The following is a 19,704-nucleotide window of genomic DNA, read 5'->3' as shown; positions in this document are numbered from 1 at the left end:
TCGCCTAAAGGTCTTCCCAGCCTACGGGTTCGAGCTTGGAGATCGCTGGCGCCGGACCGGCGCTTCGCGCCGCAGCCTCGATCAGGCCGCCAAGCAAAGCCGCGGCGGTTGGATCTTCTCCCGGAGGATCACGGAACAGTTTGAAGGTCGCGATCACGATGCGGCCTGTGCCGTAGTTGCGTCCGACCGCAATCGCAGCCGGACGATGGATCCACCCGACAACCAGCGCGGCGTGAACCCGCGCCTGAAAATCAAGGAGATTGCAGCCGGAGATGATATGCGTCGGGATTACACGATCAAACGCCTGATCGAGCAGAGGCCCGCCGGGAATCGCGGCGAACGGCCCCTGCCGTCGAAGCCAGGCGAAGGAGGACGCCCAGTCGCCTCGCCAGAGCGTGCCGTCTCGCGCCATCACCTTGACGTTTTGCCAATGCGGAAAGAATGGCGTGAGCGAGCCGGGCGTTTCGGTCAAGAGAACTGCTCGCCCGCCGGCGCGCACATAGGTCGCAAGCGTGGTCGAAGCGTGCGTCTCGACGACGACGTCCGCCGTCTCGGCCCCTTCCGCCAATCTATAGCCAAGCGCCTGCAACCGGTCCCGAATGTCGCCGTGTGACGACCATAGCGAAAGCTCCGGCGGCCGCGGCCTTGCATGCACGGCGACGTCGATTTCGTTGCTCGCGAGAAGTCGTCCGTCAAGAGAACGCAAGCGCAGGGTGAGACGGCGCACGCAGGAGTGCTCGACCACCGGCAGATTTACCGAAATCATGCCGAGATCAACCACAGCGCCGGGCTCGATGGAGGGGATTTCCAACGTCACCGGCTCGGTGAGCGATATGTCGAGAGCCGCCGCCTCCAGTGGATTTGGCCCGCCATGCGCCACGCAGAGCGAGAGGCGAACCGCGTCGCCCGACCAATAGGCGGGACGATCGAGTGTGGGCAGAATAACAGTATCGGCATTGATCGAGTGAAACAGATTGTGAAAAACGCGCGGATTCGACCGCATGTCGAGAAGGCCGTTCGCCTCCCAGTGACAATCGGTCAGCTCGGTAATGACGTAGCCCGCGATCTGCGGCCTCCGTCGCATGGCTTCGATCTGGTATTTCAGCGCCCGAAATTGTTGCCACTGCGTCGCTTCGATGAAGCTTTCGAACGTGCCGAATACGCGATCGAGACTCCAGTCTTGAAATCGGTTGCGAACGCCATGCGCATACATGACGCCTTCGCTCCAGTCGTGGCCGGTCTCGAACCACCAGGCTTCGGCGCCGGCCGCGTCTCTCAACTTCTCAGGGTCAGGCAGCCCCCAATTGCCAAATTCCGAGCATAGCAGCGGCTCCTGTCCCGTGATGACGGCGTCGCCCTCGGGGCTGAAGAGCCATTCGGCCCTTCCGGCGAGTTCCTCGACGAACTGATCCCAGTCCCCCCGACTATCGGGAATGGCGGCATAGAAATGGAAATCCGCGAGATCGGTCTGCACGTGAAAGCTTGGCGCCAACGGGGAATTGTCGACGACAAGCCGCGACGGATCGTAGGACTTGAGCCACAGGTACAGCTTCTTCAGCCATGCGCGGTGATAGGCGTCATGGACAAGGTCGACGCCCCAATTCTCGTTGATCAGCGTCCAGCAAAAGATCGAAGGATGGTTTCCGTCGCGATCGATCAGGCCCTTCAGCGTGAGCTCCTTGCGCTCTCGCGAGAGTTCTGTCGAATCCCCGGCGTTCGGCAGTTCCGCCCAAATCAGCAGGCCAAGGCGATCGGCGACCTCATAGTAGCGCGGATCCGGCACCTTAATGTGACAGCGCAGTGCGTTCAGCCCGAGTTGCTTCGCCTTGTTAAATCTATCCTCGAGAAATTCGACGGAGGGCAGAGTGCAGATCGTGTCGGGATAATAGTCCTGGTCGAGAGCGGCGCGCAGATAGAACGGCTTGCCGTTGAGATACAATTTCCCGTCGCGGGTTTCGACGCTGCGAAAACCGAATGTCGTTTCGGTTTGGTCGACGACGACGTCTTTGCGCATCATCGAGACTTGCAGACGATAGAGATAGGGGGTCTCAGGCGACCAGCAGCGCGGCGCAGGCACAAATGAATACAGCAGGGCGTTCTCAACGCCGGCCGCCAGTTTGGCGCATGAATGCGCGACGGCGTTTTCCTCTGCGTCGACGACCGTAATCGTCACGTCGGCGGCGTCGGTGAGCGGGCTCTCGAAGCGCACTTGCGCCGAAATCTCTCCGCTCGTCTGCGATGAACGCACGCGCACCGTGGTTACGTGGTCCGCGATGCGCCTTTCGAGATACACGGACTGCCATATCCCAGAGAGCGGGCCGTACCAGCTCTGCTTGCCGAAGGGCATTTCGGCGAATGGCGTCGTGGGGAATTCGAACGGGTCGTCGGTGGGGCTTTCCACCTTCACCTTAATCTCGGCCTTTCCGTTGACGATCCGGTCTGTGATGTCGAAATGAAACGGCAGGAAGCCGCCCACATGGCTGCCTACGAATGCGCCGTTCACAAATACATGGGTAATGTGGAAAACGGCGCCGAAGTGCAGAAACACCCGCTGCTCCAGCCATTCGTCAGGTATCTCCACCTCTCGGCGATAGACCGCGACGCCACCGCGCATGCGCAGATCGGCGAATTGGGCTTGCCAAGGGCTCGGGACAAGAATCGTCCTGCTCTCGGCCGGCTTAGCGCCATAGCCGAGATATTTGAAGTCCCATGACCCGTCTAGGGATATGCGCGCTGCGCTCACCTAACCTCTCCTCGACCAAAAGTGCCGGCGCCGGAGCATCGACGCGTTGGTCGATATAACAATGAGCGATCCACAGTCGATTTTCTACATAGCGACCGTCAAAACGCCAGTATTTTTATTCATGACTCAAGCTTAGCCGGATCGCAGCGCAACAGAGTTTATCTCATCGCGATCGCGACTCGACTATTCAGCGGCGACTGAGGCAGTCGCGAAGGCCGCGCTGTTGCGAGCTGGGATCTCCTTATTGATCCGCCGGAACGTCGCGAGCGCCTGGCCGACCACCTGATCCATATTATAGTAGCGATAGGTTGCTAACCGCCCGACAAACCAAACATTTTGCTGTGCGATCGCGAGCTTTTCGTAGCGCTTGTAGATCTCCGCATTTTCCGGGCGCGGCACAGGATAGTAGGGATCGCCTTCATCGCTCGGGAATTCATAGGTCAAGCTTGTTTTAGGATGGTCCTGACCCGTGAGATGCTTGTACTCGGTCACCCGCGTATAGGCTTCGGTTTGTGGATAATTGACGACCGCCACAGGTTGATGCTGCCGCTTGTCGAGCGTGACATGTTCGAAGCGCAGCGATCGATAGGGCAGCTTACCGAAGCGGAAATTGAAATATTCGTCGATCGGCCCGGTGAAGATCAGCCGTTTATAGAAGACTTCGTTGCGCACTTCCTCAAAGTCGGTCTGCAGCATGACGTTGATGTTGGGGTGCTTCACCATGCGTTCGAACATGCGCGTATAGCCGTGAAGCGGCATGAATTGGTATTCATCGCCAAAATAGCGGTCGTCGTGATTGAGGCGCGTAGGCACCCGCGCCGTGACGGACTTGTCCAGCTGCGACGGCTCTACGCCCCACTGTTTTTTGGTGTAGCCGCGAAAGAATTTCTCGTAGAGTTCTCGTCCCACGGTGCTGACGACGACGTCCTCAGACGTTTTGATCTCCTCACAATGTTCGGCGCGGCTTGCGAACCACTGCGCAAGTTGCTCGGAATCTAGGGAGAGACCGTAGAGGCGATTCACCGTGTCCAAGTTGATCGGAATGGGCACGAGCATGCCGTCCACATTCGCGAGCACGCGGTGCTCGTACGGACGCCAACGCGTGAACTGCGAAAGATGCTCGAAGACGGCTTCCGAGTTCGTATGAAAGATATGCGGGCCGTACTGGTGCATGAGCACGCCGGCGTCGTCGTAGCGATCATAGGCGTTTCCGCCGATGTGCGGCCGACGATCGATAAGAAGGACGCGCTCGTCGCGCTGCGACGCGAGCCGTTCGGCCAGCACGCTTCCCGCGAAGCCTGCCCCGACGATAAGCCAGTCAAACAAGTTGCCCCTCCCGCGCTGATTTGGACTCGGCGCCGACGCTTGCGATGTGCAGCATCATTCTCGCCCAGGTTTTGTCCCACGACATTTCCGCAAGATGCGCATCGACGGCGCTGAGCCAATGCGCCTTCGGGCGCGCCAGCAACAGATCAATCTTAGCGACGAACTCTTCCGCGCTCGACGCGATTTCCACGTGCCCGGCCGCGCCGTAGGGATTGACGACATCGGTGATCGGGGTTGAAACCACCGGCACGCCTGCAGCAAGAAACTCGGGCGTTTTTGTCGGACTGATAAAACGCGTCGCTTCATTCAACGCGAATGGCATGATTCCGACGTCCCATCCGGATAGGTAATTCGGAAGCTCTTGATACTGTTTGCAGCCCAGCCAATGGATATTTTCGGCGCGCGGCAGAGATTCCGGGCTGATCTTCGCGGTGGGGCCGATCATCACCAATTGCCATTGCGGCCGAAGCGCCGAAATGCCGGCGACGATATCCATATTCATGCGTTCGTCGATCACGCCAAAGAACCCGATGCGGGGATGCGCAATCTCCTTTTGATCATCGGGATCAACGCTGCGGTCTCGCGCGCTCTTGAAGTGAGCGGTGTCGACACTGCTCGGAAAAACGTGAATGTTGTCGTGTCGCTGACGTTTAGATTCATACAGGCTCTGTCCGCCGACGAACATGAGATCGCTTTTGGCCATCAACTCTCGTTCGAGATCGAGAATGCCTTGCGGCGCTCCAGCAAACGCGGAAAGCTCATCCATATTGTCATAGACGCGCAGGTTGGGAGTCAGATGGCGAGTAAACTGAAGCGCCATGGGCGTATAGTACCAGCTAACCCATCGCGAAGGCCGCACATCAGCGAGCAACTCGTTTACGACTCGATGTTGCGCATTAGTGATTTCGTCTGGTGAGAGGCCTTCTGGAAGAACAGGCGTCACGACAACGACGCCGCAGGCTTCATCCCTTTGGATGTTTACGCCGACGTCATCTTGGGAAAAGATGGGCTCTTCAACGTAGAAGACGCCGAGGTTTCTAGCTGCTCGACTCAAAAGATGCTGTGGTCGCTGATAAACGAAGTTCCAACGAAGATGGGAGAAACAAAAGAGATGACTTGGAACTGACATCATGCCCCACCTCAAGCCTTGCCGTTTTCTGTGCTTTTCGGTTTCCCTGAACAAACTCGGGTTCAGCAGCTTTGTTCCGGCATTATGAACAGTTGGACAGCTTCGGGCGACGGAACGCGATCACGCTCCCGCGCTGGCCGATCTCCGGATGGCCACTCTGTCGGAACAGCGTCTCTAACGGCGCGTTTCAGTTAAACGGCGGCGCGAGGCTACTGGCGGTTCTTATGTGGGAATGGGCGTTAGGCTGGATCGCACCGGCCGCAACGATGATCGCCGCGATGATGACCGCCGCCAACGCGGGCGCGCGCGTCACGGGCTGGGGTTTCGTCGTGTTTGCAATGGGCTCCGTCGCCTGGAGCTTGACCGCGACGTACTCACATCAGCGCAATCTGCTGCTGACCAATCTTTTTCTTACGGTGGTCAACCTGATTGGGGTGTGGCGATGGTTGGGAAGGCAGGCAAGGCATGAGGACGGAAGCATCAAGGCCGTACGCAAGAGCAGCCACGCGGACGCTGTGCCGTCGCTCTTTTCTGCGTCGGCGGCCGTTGGCGCTAATGTCATAGACGCGAGCGGCGAAAAGCTCGGCGTCATCGTTGATCTCATGCTGAGACGCGATCAGCGCGGTCTCGCCTATGTGGTCATCGCCCAATATGGAATGGGCGGCGTCGAAGAGACGCTACGCGCCGTCGATCCGGCGAACATAGAGTTCACAGCCGATTCTGCGCACAGTAAAATATCCAGGAGGGAGCTCGACGCGCTACCGGCGCTTCAAGCCGACGATTGGCCCAGCGCCTTACCCGCTGATCGCGCGCGAGACCCCGGCGCATTGGGCCGAAACTGAAATGGCCGACGCGTATGCGCCGGCCATTCTTCATCGAACTTTAATCGCGCGGATAGCTGCTGCCCGAGTTCCACATCGCGCCCAGCATAAATCCCGCAGCCACGGCCATGAGCACCGTCGTCGTTGGCTGACTGCGCGCCGACTTCTCAATGGCCTGCCGGAAGTTGCCGATCACATCGCCGGCGCGTCCTGCAACTTCGCTGCCCTTTTCCTGGACCGTCGACATCGCCGATCCGGCTTGCTCCATGGTCTGATTGATGCGTTGCCCGACTCTGTCGGCCGCCGCCATTGCTTTGTCGCCCATGACCGCAGCAGTCTCGCTGATCGGGCGATCCGATTGTCGGATGCGCTCCAGTTCTGGCGTCGCCATTCTTGCCTCCATCCTCGAAATAGTTCGAGCCTCGCCTTAACCCGCTCGCGAGGTCGTTGTTCCAATTAAGGAAGCGGGAACGTCGCGGTGTCGGGCGTCAGCCGGTCGGCTTTCACCCAGCCATTTTCGGCGTCGCGCATTGCTGCGGCCTTGGGCGCTACTGCGATTGGCTGTTCGTGTGCGTGTAAGTTCCTGTTAGCCAATGACGCAAGCCGCGCGCCTTGATTTGAATAATCTATGCTTTATTTCCTGAAAGTGCTTGCGCTTAGCTGGCGCGTCAAACTCGGTTCGCGTCGCATGTTAGCGAGTCGGTGAGGAAGATCTCGGGATGGCGAACACGGCGATGTGGCGGGCGGATGACGTCCGGGGGTGGGCGGATGAAGACACAGACCTCCTCACAAAGGCGCGTCGGAATTGCGAGACGAGCGAACTCTACGCCGAAGCGATCCGACGCGGGGAGGGTGTCGCATCCTCGACGGGCGGACTGGTTGTGGAAACCGGCGCCCACACGGGGCGATCGCCGAACGACAAATTCATCGTCTGCAACGCGCTGACCGAATCGACGATCTGGTGGGACAACAATCTTTCGATGACGCCAGAGCAATTTGGCCGGTTGCAACAAGACATGCTGACGCACGCGCGTCGTATGAGGCTCTTCGCTCAGGACCTCTATGCCTGCGCCGCGCCAGCGCATCGGCTAAATATTCGCGTTTTGACTGAATACGCTTGGCATTCGCTCTTTGCGCGGCACCTATTCACTCCGGTTGAGAGCACGAGTGGTTTCGAGCCGCAGTTGACGGTTCTGGATCTGCCCTCCTTCCGGGCCGACCCATTGCGGCACGGGTGTCGCTCCACCACAGTGATCGCCATCGATTTCTCGAGAGGCGTCGTGCTGATCGGCGGCACACAATATGCGGGAGAAATCAAGAAATCGATTTTCACCTATCTCAACTTTATTCTGCCCGCGAAAGGCGTGTTGCCGATGCATTGCGCCGTCAATGACGGCGAGGGTGGATCGGCGGTGTTCTTCGGACTTTCTGGGACAGGTAAGACGACACTTTCGGCCGATCCGGCGCGCAGCCTGATTGGCGACGACGAGCATGGGTGGGACGAGAGCGGTCTCTTCAACTTCGAAGGCGGCTGCTACGCCAAGGCGATCCGGCTCGCGCAGCAGTCGGAGCCGGACATCTACGCCGCGTCTCACCGTCGGGGCGCAATCCTTGAGAATGTCTCGTACGATCCCGGCGCGGGGCGGTTTGACTTCGACGACGATTCAAAAACCGAAAACACGCGGATCGCTTATCCGCTCGACTTCATCTCCAATGCTTCGACGACGCGTCGCGCGAGTCATCCCAGGAACATCGTGATGCTGACGTGTGACGCATTTGGCGTGCTGCCGCCGATCGCGCGTCTCACGCCCGCGCAGGCGATGTATCATTTTCTGTCCGGCTACACCGCGAAGGTCGCGGGGACCGAGCGCGGCGTCAAAGAGCCCCAGGCGACGTTCTCCGCCTGCTTTGGCGCGCCCTTCATGCCGCGCCCCCCGACGGAATACGCTGATCTGCTGCGCGAGTTCATCTGTTCCAGCGAAGCAAACTGCTGGCTGGTGAACACCGGTTGGTCGGGCGGACCCTACGGGATCGGACGTCGAATGCCGATCGCGGCGACGCGCGCTTTGCTTCAGGGCGCTCTCGACGGGTCCCTCACGCAAGCCGACTTCCGGACGGATCCCTCCTTTGGTCTATGCGTGCCGACGTCTGCGCTCGGCGTCGACTCCAAGATGCTGGATCCTGTCCAGACGTGGTCCTCGCGCGAAGATTTTAACAATATGGCGAAAAGGCTGATCGGAATGTTCGAGGCGAACTTCAGCCGGTTCGCCCCCGTCGTCGACCAGCAGGTGCTCGACGCCCAGCCCGGCGCCGTCCGATAGCCAGCGCAGCGTCTTGCGCCAAACAGAGTCGCGCAGGCACGCGCCAACTTGAAACTTCGCTGATTCGAGAAATATAGGCTGTATCTTGGTGCGCCGTCGGAGGATGCGCATGCGCCATTGGACGCCTACTTTCGACTTCGATCTCGGCGATGTCGCCGACCGCGTGCGCAGCGCAACCGAAGCCTTCGCGACGGCGGAAATCGCCCCGAGGGCGCAGCAGATCGATGCGCAAAACGCTTTTCCCCCTGATCTTTGGCCCAAGCTCGGCGCGCTCGGCGCGCTGGGTCTGACCGTGCATGAGCAGTATGGCGGCGCGGGCATGGGTTATCTGGAACATGTGCTGGCGATGGAGGAAATCAGCCGCGCCTCAGCGTCGGTCGGACTGTCCTATGGCGCGCACTCCAATCTCTGCGTCAATCAGATCCATCGTAACGGTTCGGACGAACAGAAGCGACGATACCTGCCCAATCTCGTCAGTGGACGCCACGTCGGCGCGCTCGCGATGTCGGAGCCTGGGGCCGGATCAGACGTCACGGACATGAAGCTTAGCGCGGGGAAGCGCGGCGATCGCTATGTTCTGAACGGAAGCAAGATGTGGGTGACGAACGGCCCCGACGCCGATGTCGTGATCGTCTACGCCAAAACCGATCCGGGCGCCGGACCGCATGGCATCACCGCCTTCATTGTCGAGCGCGTCTTTCCCGGATTTACATCAAGCGCGAAGCTCGACAAGCTCGGCATGCGCGGCTCCAACACATGCGAACTCGTATTCCGGGACTGCGAGGTTCCCGAAGAGAACGTGCTTGGGCTCCCCGAGCGCGGAGTCAATGTGCTGATGAGCGGCCTGGATTACGAGCGCGCTGTGCTCGCCGGCGGTCCGCTTGGTATCATGCAGGCCTGCATGGATGTCGTGCTTCCTTATGTTCATGAGCGCAAACAGTTCGGTCAGCCGATCGGCGAGTTCGAGCTCATGCAGGGCAAGCTCGCAGATATGTACACGGCGGTCATGGCGACGCGCGCCTATGTCTATGCGGTCGCCAAGGCGAGCGATCGCGGCCGCGTGACCAGAAAGGATGCGGCGAGCGCGATACTTTTCGCCGCTGAACGCGCGACATGGATGGCGCTTGAATCAATTCAGTGCCTCGGCGGCAACGGGTATATGAACGAATATCCTACAGGAAGACTATTGCGCGACGCCAAGCTTTACGAGATCGGCGCGGGAACAAGCGAAATCCGCCGCATGTTGATCGGGCGCGAACTCTTTCAGGAGACAGCCTGACTTTGGATTAGAAATATGCCCCGCCTCGATAGCCTTGTTAATCCGAAAGACGCCGATTACACGAAGAACCGCCAACGGATGACCGATCGCGTCGCCGAGCTAAAGCGGATTGCGGCGGATATTCGAGCAGGTGGCGGCGAGCAGGCGTGTAAGCGGCATCTCGCGCGCGGTAAAATGCTCGCGCGTCAGCGCATTGACGCGCTTGTCGATCCTTTCTCGCCCTTTCTCGAAATCGCGCCATTTGCCGCTTACGGCATGTATGACGGGCGTGTCGCAGCGGCCGGTGTCGTCGCCGGCATAGGGCGGGTGCGCGGCCGCGAATGCATGATCGTGGCCAATGACGCGACGGTCAAAGGCGGCGTCTACTTCCCCTTAACTGTAAAGAAGCATCTTCGCGCGCAAGAGATCGCCGCGCAGAACAATCTGCCCTGTCTCTATCTCGTCGATTCAGGCGGCGCCAATCTGACGAGCCAGGAGGATGTTTTTCCCGACCGGGATCATTTCGGCCGAATTTTTTACAATCAGGCGACGATGTCGTCGCGCGGCATTGCGCAGATCGCCGTCGTCATGGGTTCGTGCACCGCCGGAGGCGCCTATGTTCCGGCGATGAGCGATGAAACGATTATCGTGCGCAACGAAGGCGCGATATTCCTGGCGGGCCCGCCTCTCGTCAAAGCCGCGACGGGCGAAGTTGTGACCGCCGAGGAGCTCGGCGGCGCCGACGTTCACTGCCGCCGTTCTGGCGTTGCCGATCATTGTGCTGAGAATGACGCGCATGCCCTGCAGATCGCGCGTCAGATCGTCGGCAATCTCGGACCTTCAGGCGCCATCACCGTTCCGGTGAGAAAGCCTGCGGAGCCTTGCTACGATCCCGCCGAGATATACGGTCTGTTGCCACAGGACCCGCGAAAGCAGTTCGACATACGCGAGGTGATCGCGCGTCTCGTCGACGCGAGCGAATTCGAGGAATTCCGCAAGCTGTATGGCCCGACGCTGGTGACAGGTTTCGCACACATTCATGGCTATCCCGTCGGGATCGTGGCCAATAACGGCGTCTTGTTTCCCGAGAGCGCGCAAAAGGGGGCGCATTTCATCGAGCTTTGCGCGCGACGAAAAATACCGCTGCTCTTTTTGCACAATACGACGGGCTTCATGGTCGGGGCGAAGTATGAAAGCGCCGGCGTCGCCAAGGAAGGCGCGAAGATGGTGACGGCGGTGGCTACGGCTGCAGTGCCGAAGCTCTCGATCATCGTCGGGGGCAGTTTTGGCGCGGGCAATTACGCCATGTGCGGGCGCGCCTACTCGCCGCGATTTTTATGGATGTGGCCGGGTGCGCGCATCGGAGTCATGGGCGGGGAACAGGCCGCGAGCGTGCTGACCCGCGTCAAGCGCGAGGCCGTGGAGAAACAGCAGAAGGCTTTCTCGGAAGAAGAGGAAGAGGACTTTGCGCGCCCGATTCGTGAGCAATATGAGCGCCAGAGCCTGCCGCTCTATTCCAGCGCCCGGCTCTGGGACGACGGCGTCATCGACCCGCTCGACACGAGACGGATTGTCGCTTTGGCGTTATCCTTCGCGCTGAAGGCGCCGATCGAAGAAACGCGATTTGGCCTGTTTCGCATGTGAGTCCTGTTCTATGGCGACTTTGCTGCAATCGATTGACGCGAACGGCGTCGCGACGTTGACGCTGAACCGTCCAGACAAGCGCAATGCGCTCGACTATGAGCTTATTGGCCTTCTAAAGGATGCGCTCGAAGAATTGGATGCGCGAGCCGACGTCCGCATCATTACGCTTGAGGGCGCGGGAGACTATTTTTGCGCCGGCGGCGACATCGGCTCGATGATTCGCGTCGTGCAGCGTTCATCGACCGCCAATGAACAGGACGCTTTGGCGCTCGCCCGAATGCTGCGCGCTCTGGACACGGCGTCAAAGCCGACGATCGCCTTGGCCAAGGGCGTCGTTGTTGGCGGAGGCGTCGGTCTGCTCGCGTGTTGCGACATCGTTGTGGCCGCCGACGACGCGTCATTTTCGCTCAATGAGGTGCGGCTGGGATTGCTTCCGGCGATCGTCGCGCCCTTTCTCATCCGGGCCATAGGCCTGCGGCAGCTGCGCCGATATGCTTTGACGGCGGAGCGCTTTTCCGCCGCCGAGGCGCAGAAATTGGGTCTTGTCCATCGTGTGGCGCCAAGGTTGGAGGTTAATTTGGCGCATGCGGCCATCGTTGCGGACTTGCTGCGCGGCGCGCCTGGCGCGCAGGCGGACGTAAAGACCTTCTTCGCGGAATGCGACGGCCACGGCGTGGACGCAGAACTCTTGCGCGAAGCTGCGCATCGTCTCGCCGCAAGAAGATCGAGCGCGGAGGCGCAGGAAGGTCTTTCCGCCTTTCTTGAAAAGCGCGCGCCACACTGGATCGCGGCCGATTGAGATGATGCGCAAGCTCCTCATCGCGAACCGCGGCGAGATCGCTTGCCGAATCATACGAACCGCGAAAAGATTGGGCGTCACATCGGTCGCCGTCTACTCCGAAGCTGATGCGCATGCGCTGCATGTCGAACTTGCCGATGAAGCCTATCTTCTCGGACCCGCGCCGGCGCGCGACAGCTATCTGTCGATCGGGAAGATCATCGAAATTGCGCATCGTTCCGGGTCGGACGCCATTCATCCGGGCTACGGATTCCTGGCCGAGAATGCGGACTTCGCCGAATCCTGCGCGGCGAACGGTCTGATCTTCGTCGGGCCTCCTCCGCACGCGATGCGGCTTCTTGGCTCCAAGAGCGAGGCCAAGGCCGCGATGATGCGGGCAGGGGTGCCGGTGGCGCCGGGGTCATCCGGGGGCGAAGACGCTGAATTGTTCGAAGCGGCGCGCGCCATCGGCCTTCCATTGCTCGTGAAGGCGTCCGCCGGCGGCGGCGGCAGGGGCATGCGCATCGTGCGCGCGCCTGAAGAATTGTCATCGGCGATCGAAAGCGCGCGGCGCGAAGCGCACGCCGCCTTCGGGGATGGCGCGCTGTTCATCGAGAAATATTTCTCCGGCTATAAGCACGTCGAAATCCAGATTTTCGCGGACTCCCATGGCAACGTCGTATCGTTCCTTGAGCGCGACTGTTCGATGCAGCGCCGCCACCAAAAGGTTATTGAGGAGACGCCCGCGCCCGGTCTGACGCCCTCCTTACGCGCGCAGATGAGCGACGCGGCGATCCGCGCCGCCCGAGCCGCTGGCTACACCGGCGCAGGCACGGTCGAATTTCTTGTCGGAGAAGACCACTTCTATTTTCTCGAGATGAACACGCGGCTGCAGGTCGAACATCCCGTCACCGAGATGGTCTCGAAGCAGGATCTCGTCGAATGGCAGTTGCGCGTCGCCTGTAGCGCGCCGCTTCCCTTGACGCAGAGCGAGTTGAGGATGAGCGGCTGCGCAATTGAAGCGCGGATCTGCGCGGAAGATCCCGCGCGAGGGTTCATGCCTTCGGTGGGCGAGATCGCCCATTTTCGCGCGCCGCGGGAATCGCCTTTTTTGCGCATCGACTCAGGCGTGCGCGCCGGGGATCGCGTCACGCCCTATTATGATTCGCTGTTGGCGAAACTCATCGTCTTCGGCGAAAATCGCGAGCAGGCGTTGCGTCGCCTGCAGGCGGGGCTAGAAGAGGTGGAAATCGTTGGCGTCGCCACAAATCTCGATCTGCTGCGGGCGATCTCCAAGAGCGACGGGATGGCGGCCGGCGATTACGACACGGAATATGTCGGGAGCAATATCGCGATGCTGACGTGCGCCGCCGCTCCGAGCACGGATTCGGACCGCGTCCTTCTTGCGGCGGCGGCAGCGGTTTTCCTGGCTGACTCTCGGCGCTTCGCGCTTGAAGCGAGTAGATCGCTCGGCGACGATTGGTCGCCCTGGGCCGGAGCGGACGCGTGGCGGCTCTATGAGCGCGCCAATCATGAGTTCAGGGTGACGCAGGCAGGCCGGACGCTGGCTGCACAAATCATGCGCCCGCAGGACGGCGGCTTTATGCTGAGCTTTGGCGACGCCGTCCTGGCGGTGGAAGTTCAAAGCGTCGGCGGTCGCCTCTCGCTGCTTGTAGACGGGGTTAAGCACGAGGTCTCAACAGTCGCCCTGGATGACGGCGTTGTCGTCATTCTGCGCGGCAGGAACTATGTCATCAACTGGGTAGAAACGGCAACCTCCTCGCAAAGCGAAGGACCATCTGATGAACGCGTGCTGGCCCCGATGCCGGCGACCGTCACGCGAGTTGCGGTGAAGTCCGGCGACTCCGTCAGCAAAGGCGAGACCCTCGTGGTCCTCGAGGCGATGAAAATGGAGATCGTGATGGCCGCGCCGCACGATGGCGTCGTCAAAAGCGTCGCCTGTGAAGTGGGCGACATGGCGATCGAAGGCGCCGAACTCGTCACGATCCTGCGAAAGGACGAGGAGTGAGCGTTCCTGCGCATGTCAGCATCGTGGAGGTCGGCCCTCGCGACGGCTTGCAGAACGAAAAGGTGACGCTGTCGCCCCAGACCCGGGCCGAACTCATCAGCCGTCTTGCGGCCGCGGGGCTATCGCGCATCGAAGCCGGAAGTTTCGTCTCCCCTACGGCCGTGCCGCAAATGGCGCATACGGATGAAACTCTTGCGCTTGCGCCAAGGCAAAATGTGCGGCTGAGCGTGCTGGTTCCAAACCTGCGCGGACTCGCGGCGGCGCTTGCCGCCGGGGCGGACGAGATCGCCGTGTTCGCTGCGGCGTCGGAGAAATTTTCAAAGCGCAATATCAATTGCTCGATTGAGGAAAGTCTCACGCGATACGCCAAAGTCGTCGCGGAAGCCCGGCGATACGGCGTCATGGCCCGAGGCTATATTTCTTGCGTTTTGGGCTGTCCTTATGAAGGAGAGGTCGATAGCGGCCGAGTGGCGTCGGTCGCCTCCGCTCTTCTGGAAATGGGCTGCTTCGAGGTCTCGCTCGGCGATACGATCGGCGTCGGCGCGCCATTGCCCGCGCGCCGAATGGTCGAAAGAGTGGCGCGCGTCGCGCCGCTCGACAAAATCGCGGTGCATTTTCACGACACCTACGGACAGGCGCTCGCCAATATTTTCGCGTGCCTCGAAGTCGGCGTCAGCGTCGTCGATAGTTCGGTCGCCGGCCTTGGCGGATGTCCTTTCGCGCCCGGCGCCGCCGGAAATGTCGCGACCGAGGACGTCGTTTATATGCTTGAGCGAATGGACGTCGAAACCGGCGTGTCGCTCGATCGACTCTTGGAGGCCGGAGCTTTCGCCTGCCGCGAGTTGAAGCGCGCGCCGGCGAGCCGCGTGGCGCAAGCCTATGCCGCCAGATGCGGCGATCCGACCGAAGCCCCTTCGCGACGCTGACTTGCCAAAAAGCTTCGCCGCGACAGATTAACGTCAACAATTGCGGTGAATGGCCGAATGTCGTCCTATTTCGAATTAAGCGCCGAGCAGCAAGCCATTCGTGAATTGGCGCGAGACTTCGGACGCGATCGCCTTGCGCCCTTTGCTCTCGACTGGGATCGCGAGCATGTCTTTCCGACAGACACGCTGCGCGAGGCGGCGGCGCTCGGCATGGCGGCGATCTTTGTGCGCGAGGCTTCCGGCGGGGCGGGGCTGACGCGATTGGACGGCGTGCTGATCTTCGAGGCGCTCGCAATGGGTTGCCCCACGATCGCCGCTTATCTCTCGATTCACAATATGTGCGCGGGCCTGATCGACGCTTTCGGAACCGAGCGCCAGATCGACGCATGGCTGCCAGGGCTCGCGACGATGGGGGTTCTCTCAAGCTACTGCCTGACGGAATCGGGCAGCGGTTCGGACGCTGCGGCGCTACGCACGCAAGCGCGGCGCAGCGGCGATCATTATGTCTTGAATGGCGCGAAACAGTTTATCTCGGGCGCCGGCGCGGGCGGCGCCGACCATCTCTATGTGGTCATGGCGCGCACCGGCGAGCCGGGGCCGCAGGGCATATCGGCCTTCATCGTCGAGGGCGGCGCGCCCGGTCTAAGTTTCGGCGCGCTCGAGCGAAAAATGGGCTGGAACGCCCAGCCCACGCGGGCCGTCATCTTCGATGACTGCCGCGTGCCGGCCGATAATCTCATCGGACGCGAGGGCGACGGATTCAAGATCGCCATGGCCGCGCTCGACGGCGGGCGGCTTAACATCGCCGCCTGTTCGCTTGGCGGGGGGCAATCGGCCTTCGACCATAGTCTGCGCTACATGGCGAGCCGCAAGGCGTTCGGACGCGCGCTCGACGAATTCCAGGCGCTGCAGTTTCGGCTCGCGGATATGGCCACGCAGCTTGAAGTCTCGCGCACATTCCTTTGGCGCGCGGCGGCGGCGCTTGACGTCAAGGCGCCAGACGCCACGACGCTATGCGCCATGGCCAAGCGCGTCGCGACCGACGCCGGCTTCACGGTCGCCAATGAGGCGCTGCAGCTGCATGGCGGCTATGGATACTTAAGCGAATATGGCGTCGAGAAGATTGTTCGCGACCTGCGCGTCCATCAGATTCTCGAAGGAACGAATGAAATCATGCGCGTCATCATCGCGCGATCGCTATTGAAGTAAGCATATGGATCTCATCGCTTCGCGAGAGGGCCGTCTCGGACGCATCCTCCTCAACAGACCACAGGCGCTCAACACGTTGACGCTGCCGATGGTGCGCGAGTTTCGGCGCGCGCTTGACGACTTCGGGGCCGATCCCGGCGTCAGCGCCGTGCTCGTCACAGGCGCGGGCGAACGCGGTCTGTGCGCCGGCGGCGACGTGAGGATTCTCTACGAGCTGGAGCCCTCGCAAAAACGGCTTTTCGCCGACTTTTGGCGCGAGGAATATGAGCTGAACGCCCGCATCGCCTCCTTCCCCAAGCCTTATGTCGCGATCATGGATGGCGTCGTGATGGGCGGCGGCGTCGGCATATCTGCGCATGGCAACCGGAGAGTGGTCACGGAGCGAAGCCGCGTCGCGATGCCGGAGGTCGGCATTGGATTCTTTCCTGACGTTGGCGCGACCTGGCTTCTTTCGAGAGCGCGCGAAATCGGCGCCTATCTGGCGCTTTCGGCGACGTCGGTGGCGGCGGCGGACGCGATAGAGGCCGGTCTTGCGGATGTTCTAATTCATGCGGAGGACATTTCGCCACTGATCGACACGCTGGCGACGATAGGAGCCGCCGAAGACGTCGATGTTGCGTTGCGGCGCTTCACCCGCCACCCCGGGAGCGGCCGACTCTCGCTGCATAGGCGGTTGCTCGCGGAAACGACGGCGCATGACCAAGTCGACGACATTATCGCCGCCTTCCAGCGCGAAGGGTCGGAATTCTCCTTGCGCGCGGCGCAGGACATCGGCGCGAAGTCGCCGACGGCGCTGAAAGTGACGCACGCATTGCTGCTGCGCGCCATTGCCGCCCCTGATCTTGAGACCTGTCTCACAAATGAATTCAAGGCAGCGTGCCGTATGCTGTCGACCCATGATCTTTATGAAGGCATCCGCGCCGCGATCATCGACAAGGACCGGCGCCCGAGATGGTCCCCGGACCGGCTCGACGCGGTGAGCGACGAAGCCGTCGAAGACATTCTCGCCGGGGACGACACGCCGCTGCCGGCGTTCAAAAGTTGGGATTCAACCCCATATTCCGCTTGGAGGGGTTAGCTCGCCAGCCGATGAGGAGATTGTCATGAGCGCTGCCGCACCGGTCGCCATCGTCGGCGCGGCGCGCACTCCGATCGGCGGATTTCTTGGGGAGTTGAAGGACGTCTCCGCGCCGCAGCTCGGCGCGCACGCCATCGAGGCGGCCGTGAGCCGCGCCGGCCTGGATCCTAACGACATAGATGAAGTCGTCATGGGCTGCGTGCTTTCCGCGGGCCTTGGCCAGGCCCCGGCGCGGCAGGCGGCGCTCGGCGCCGGGCTGCCGGAGACGACGGGCGCCGTCACCATCAACAAAATGTGCGGCTCTGGCATGAAGGCGGTGATGCTCGCGAGCGATCAGCTCGCCGTTGGCGGCGCGCGGATCGCCGTCGCCGGCGGCATGGAGAGCATGAGCAACGCGCCTTATCTGCTCGATCGCGCGCGCACCGGTTATCGAATGGGACACCGCAAGGTCCTCGATCACATGTTTCTGGACGGTCTCGAGGACGCCTACGAAAAAGGTCGGCTGATGGGCTCCTTCGCGGAGGATTGCGCGACGGAGTATCAATTTACCCGCGAGATGCAGGACCAATATGCGTCGACGTCGCTGGCGCGCGCGCAGCGCGCAACGAGCGACGACTCTTTCGCGCACGAGATCGCGCCAATAACGCTGGGAAAGGGCGCCAATGCGCGCGCCATCGCCAGCGACGAGCTGCCCGGCAAGGCCAAGGCGCAGGATATCGCCCGCCTGAAACCTGCCTTCAGGGAGGACGGCACGATCACCGCCGCCAACGCCAGCGCGATCTCCGACGGCGCGGCGGCGCTCACCCTGATGCGCGTCGACGAGGCCGAGCGCGCCGGCGCGACGCCGCTCGCCATCATTCGCGATTACGTCACCGTCGCGGGCGCGCCGAGCCGCTTTTCCGTCATGCCGATCGAAGCGATCCGCAAACTCCTGGACCGGGTGGGCTGGGCGGCGAACGACGTCGACCTCTTTGAGATCAATGAGGCGTTCGCCGTCGTCGCCATGGCGGCGATGCGCGAACTCGACTTGCCGCATGAGAAGGTGAATGTCCATGGCGGCGCCTGCGCGCTGGGCCATCCGATCGGCGCGTCGGGCGCACGAATCATCGTCACGCTTCTCGCCGCTCTGCAAGCTAAAGGCCTAAAAAGGGGCGTAGCGGCGCTCTGCATCGGCGGCGGAGAAGCGACCGCGATGGCGATCGAGCGGCCGGGCTAGCCCCAGCGCCTCAGTTGCATGATCTTGCGCAGCCGGTCGGTCGAAAGGTCCATCGCTGCGTCGATAGGAGGAACGCTCTCGGCGCGCGACCGCTCCAGCGTGAGCCGCGTGTTCCGGCCTATTTTCTCCTCTATCGCCGCGAAGGCCGCCGCTTCGCCGCCGCCGCTGTATTCAATGCTCGCGCAGATCACGCCGCCGGCGTTGGCGATGAAATCCGGGACGCTGACGATTCCCCGCGTGAACATCATGCGTTCCGCCTCGGCGGTGGCGGGAATGTTCGCGCCCTGCACCACCAATTTACAGTCGAGCATGTCGACATTGTCCGCGCGCAGCACGTCGGGGCGTGCGGCCGGAATGAAGATCTCGCAAGGCAAGGCGATGAGCGACTCAGGGTCGACGGCGCGCGCGCGCTCCAGGTCGCCAACGCTCTTGCCCTGGCGCTTCAGCGCGGTGAGCGCCTCGATATCGAGCCCATCCTCGTCAGCCACCGCGCCGCGGCTGTCGGATACGCCGACCATTCGCGCGCCTTTGCTGGCCAGAAACCGCGCAGCATGTATGCCCACGGCGCCAAACCCCTGCACAACGATGCGCGCTCCCCTTAGAGATACATTGGCGAAGGGCGCCGCTGCGCACGCGGCGATCATGACGCCAAAACCCGTGGCTCCGATTTCATCGAGAGGAATGCCGCCAATCTCCGCCGGGAGACCGACCGAGCGGCCGATTTCGTCATGCACCCAGGCCATCGCCGTCTCGTCCGTGCCCATGTCGGGTCCGGGAATATAGTCGACGAGCTGCTCAATCGATTTGGCGAAAACGCGAATGAGCCGTTCTTTGTCGGCCTGCGCCATATCAGGATCGCCGAAAATCACCGATTTTGCGCCGCCATGCGGCAATCCGCAGGCCGCATTCTTCAAGGTCATCGCCCGGGCGAGTCGGAAGCACTCCGTGACGCTGACGTCCGGCGCCATACGGGTGCCGCCGATGGCGGGACCTGCAGCGACATTATCGATGACGACGACGGCGCGCAGTTCGACCGAAGGCGACCAGATGTGGACGATCTTCGCGGGACCAAATTCGTCTCGAAACGAGAAGGGATCAATTTCCGAATTGACGGGCATGATCGGTAGATTGGACCGCCAGCGATACAGTCAAGCCCGCAGCCGAGCCGCTTTTTCCTGCGCTGCGGCGCCAGGAAATCGGTAAAAAAAATGTCGCAGAGCAGTGAC

15 protein-coding genes are annotated in these 19,704 nt (G+C 61.5%); 10 read left to right on the top strand and 5 right to left on the bottom strand.

Features of this window, described 5'->3' with window-relative positions; all coding sequences use genetic code 11:
* Nucleotides 1-4 precede the first annotated feature (4 nt).
* The 3 genes from A3OO_RS0117780 to A3OO_RS0117770 form a co-directional block, all read right to left on the bottom strand.
* Nucleotides 5-2,743 (bottom strand): glycoside hydrolase family 2 protein, encoded by a 2,739-nt coding sequence (locus A3OO_RS0117780; protein WP_026223116.1) that lies wholly within the window; start codon nucleotides 2,741-2,743, stop codon nucleotides 5-7.
* A 183-nt stretch (nucleotides 2,744-2,926) separates the two neighbouring features.
* Nucleotides 2,927-4,069: a UDP-galactopyranose mutase gene (glf, locus tag A3OO_RS0117775; RefSeq protein ID WP_018409205.1), complete on the bottom strand. Its 1,143-nt coding sequence runs from the start codon at nucleotides 4,067-4,069 to the stop codon at nucleotides 2,927-2,929.
* Nucleotides 4,062-5,252: a glycosyltransferase gene (locus A3OO_RS0117770; protein ID WP_245257186.1), complete on the bottom strand. Its 1,191-nt coding sequence runs from the start codon at nucleotides 5,250-5,252 to the stop codon at nucleotides 4,062-4,064. Before A3OO_RS0117770 ends, glf begins: the two co-directional genes overlap by 8 nt.
* Nucleotides 5,253-5,422: 170 nt before the next feature.
* On the opposite strand from A3OO_RS0117770, the gene A3OO_RS0117765 reads away from it, so the two are divergent.
* On the top strand, nucleotides 5,423-6,040 hold the full coding sequence (locus tag A3OO_RS0117765; RefSeq protein ID WP_018409203.1) for a PRC-barrel domain-containing protein: 618 nt from the start codon (nucleotides 5,423-5,425) through the stop codon (nucleotides 6,038-6,040).
* 40 nt (nucleotides 6,041-6,080) lie between these two features.
* On the opposite strand, the gene A3OO_RS0117760 is transcribed toward A3OO_RS0117765, so the two are convergent.
* Complete coding sequence (locus A3OO_RS0117760; protein WP_018409202.1) at nucleotides 6,081-6,410, bottom strand: hypothetical protein; 330 nt, start codon at nucleotides 6,408-6,410, stop codon at nucleotides 6,081-6,083.
* A 328-nt stretch (nucleotides 6,411-6,738) separates the two neighbouring features.
* Between A3OO_RS0117760 and A3OO_RS0117755 the strand changes: the two genes are divergently transcribed.
* From A3OO_RS0117755 to A3OO_RS0117715, 9 genes are all read left to right on the top strand, one after another.
* The gene (locus A3OO_RS0117755; RefSeq protein ID WP_018409201.1) at nucleotides 6,739-8,340 is read left to right on the top strand and encodes a phosphoenolpyruvate carboxykinase; all 1,602 of its coding nucleotides are present in this window, start codon (nucleotides 6,739-6,741) and stop codon (nucleotides 8,338-8,340) included.
* Nucleotides 8,341-8,449: 109 nt separating this feature from the next.
* A complete protein-coding gene (locus A3OO_RS0117750; protein ID WP_026223114.1) occupies nucleotides 8,450-9,619 on the top strand; it encodes an isovaleryl-CoA dehydrogenase in 1,170 nt (389 codons plus the stop codon).
* Between the two features lie 15 nt (nucleotides 9,620-9,634).
* A complete protein-coding gene (locus A3OO_RS0117745) occupies nucleotides 9,635-11,242 on the top strand; it encodes a carboxyl transferase domain-containing protein (protein ID WP_018409199.1) in 1,608 nt (535 codons plus the stop codon).
* A gap of 10 nt (nucleotides 11,243-11,252) precedes the next feature.
* Nucleotides 11,253-12,041 carry an enoyl-CoA hydratase-related protein gene (locus A3OO_RS0117740; RefSeq protein ID WP_018409198.1) on the top strand — a complete coding sequence of 263 codons (789 nt, stop codon included), beginning with the start codon at nucleotides 11,253-11,255 and terminating at the stop codon, nucleotides 12,039-12,041.
* A gap of 1 nt (nucleotide 12,042) precedes the next feature.
* Nucleotides 12,043-14,049 (top strand): ATP-binding protein, encoded by a 2,007-nt coding sequence (locus tag A3OO_RS0117735; RefSeq protein WP_018409197.1) that lies wholly within the window; start codon nucleotides 12,043-12,045, stop codon nucleotides 14,047-14,049.
* Nucleotides 14,046-14,975, top strand: coding sequence for a hydroxymethylglutaryl-CoA lyase (locus A3OO_RS0117730; RefSeq protein ID WP_018409196.1), 930 nt, complete (start codon nucleotides 14,046-14,048; stop codon nucleotides 14,973-14,975). The genes A3OO_RS0117735 and A3OO_RS0117730 overlap by 4 nt, the downstream gene beginning before the upstream one ends.
* A gap of 57 nt (nucleotides 14,976-15,032) precedes the next feature.
* On the top strand, nucleotides 15,033-16,184 hold the full coding sequence (locus A3OO_RS0117725; protein ID WP_026223113.1) for an acyl-CoA dehydrogenase family protein: 1,152 nt from the start codon (nucleotides 15,033-15,035) through the stop codon (nucleotides 16,182-16,184).
* A 4-nt stretch (nucleotides 16,185-16,188) separates the two neighbouring features.
* The gene (locus tag A3OO_RS0117720) at nucleotides 16,189-17,262 is read left to right on the top strand and encodes an enoyl-CoA hydratase/isomerase family protein (protein ID WP_018409194.1); all 1,074 of its coding nucleotides are present in this window, start codon (nucleotides 16,189-16,191) and stop codon (nucleotides 17,260-17,262) included.
* A 25-nt stretch (nucleotides 17,263-17,287) separates the two neighbouring features.
* Entirely contained in the window at nucleotides 17,288-18,478 is a 1,191-nt protein-coding gene (locus tag A3OO_RS0117715; RefSeq protein WP_018409193.1) for an acetyl-CoA C-acyltransferase, read from the top strand.
* Here A3OO_RS0117715 and A3OO_RS0117710 read toward each other — a convergent pair.
* Nucleotides 18,475-19,596, bottom strand: a complete 1,122-nt coding sequence (locus tag A3OO_RS0117710) for a Glu/Leu/Phe/Val family dehydrogenase (RefSeq protein ID WP_018409192.1) — start codon at nucleotides 19,594-19,596, stop codon at nucleotides 18,475-18,477. The two genes, A3OO_RS0117715 and A3OO_RS0117710, sit on opposite strands and share 4 nt — an antisense overlap.
* Between the last annotated feature and the right edge of the window lie 108 nt (nucleotides 19,597-19,704).

It is taken from the genome of Methylocystis rosea SV97, assembly GCF_000372845.1.
Classification (GTDB): domain Bacteria; phylum Pseudomonadota; class Alphaproteobacteria; order Rhizobiales; family Beijerinckiaceae; genus Methylocystis; species Methylocystis rosea.
This window is presented reverse-complemented; position numbering and strand designations above follow the sequence as displayed.

Coding starts and splice junctions, on each gene's coding strand:
- A3OO_RS0117765 (WP_018409203.1), top strand. CDS start 5,423: ATGTGGGAATGGGCGTTAGGCTGGATCGCACCGGCCGCAACGATGATC.
- A3OO_RS0117760 (WP_018409202.1), bottom strand. CDS start 6,410: ATGGCGACGCCAGAACTGGAGCGCATCCGACAATCGGATCGCCCGATC.
- A3OO_RS0117755 (WP_018409201.1), top strand. CDS start 6,739: ATGGCGAACACGGCGATGTGGCGGGCGGATGACGTCCGGGGGTGGGCG.
- A3OO_RS0117750 (WP_026223114.1), top strand. CDS start 8,450: ATGCGCCATTGGACGCCTACTTTCGACTTCGATCTCGGCGATGTCGCC.
- A3OO_RS0117745 (WP_018409199.1), top strand. CDS start 9,635: ATGCCCCGCCTCGATAGCCTTGTTAATCCGAAAGACGCCGATTACACG.
- A3OO_RS0117740 (WP_018409198.1), top strand. CDS start 11,253: ATGGCGACTTTGCTGCAATCGATTGACGCGAACGGCGTCGCGACGTTG.
- A3OO_RS0117735 (WP_018409197.1), top strand. CDS start 12,043: ATGATGCGCAAGCTCCTCATCGCGAACCGCGGCGAGATCGCTTGCCGA.
- A3OO_RS0117725 (WP_026223113.1), top strand. CDS start 15,033: ATGTCGTCCTATTTCGAATTAAGCGCCGAGCAGCAAGCCATTCGTGAA.
- A3OO_RS0117720 (WP_018409194.1), top strand. CDS start 16,189: ATGGATCTCATCGCTTCGCGAGAGGGCCGTCTCGGACGCATCCTCCTC.
- A3OO_RS0117715 (WP_018409193.1), top strand. CDS start 17,288: ATGAGCGCTGCCGCACCGGTCGCCATCGTCGGCGCGGCGCGCACTCCG.
- A3OO_RS0117710 (WP_018409192.1), bottom strand. CDS start 19,596: ATGCCCGTCAATTCGGAAATTGATCCCTTCTCGTTTCGAGACGAATTT.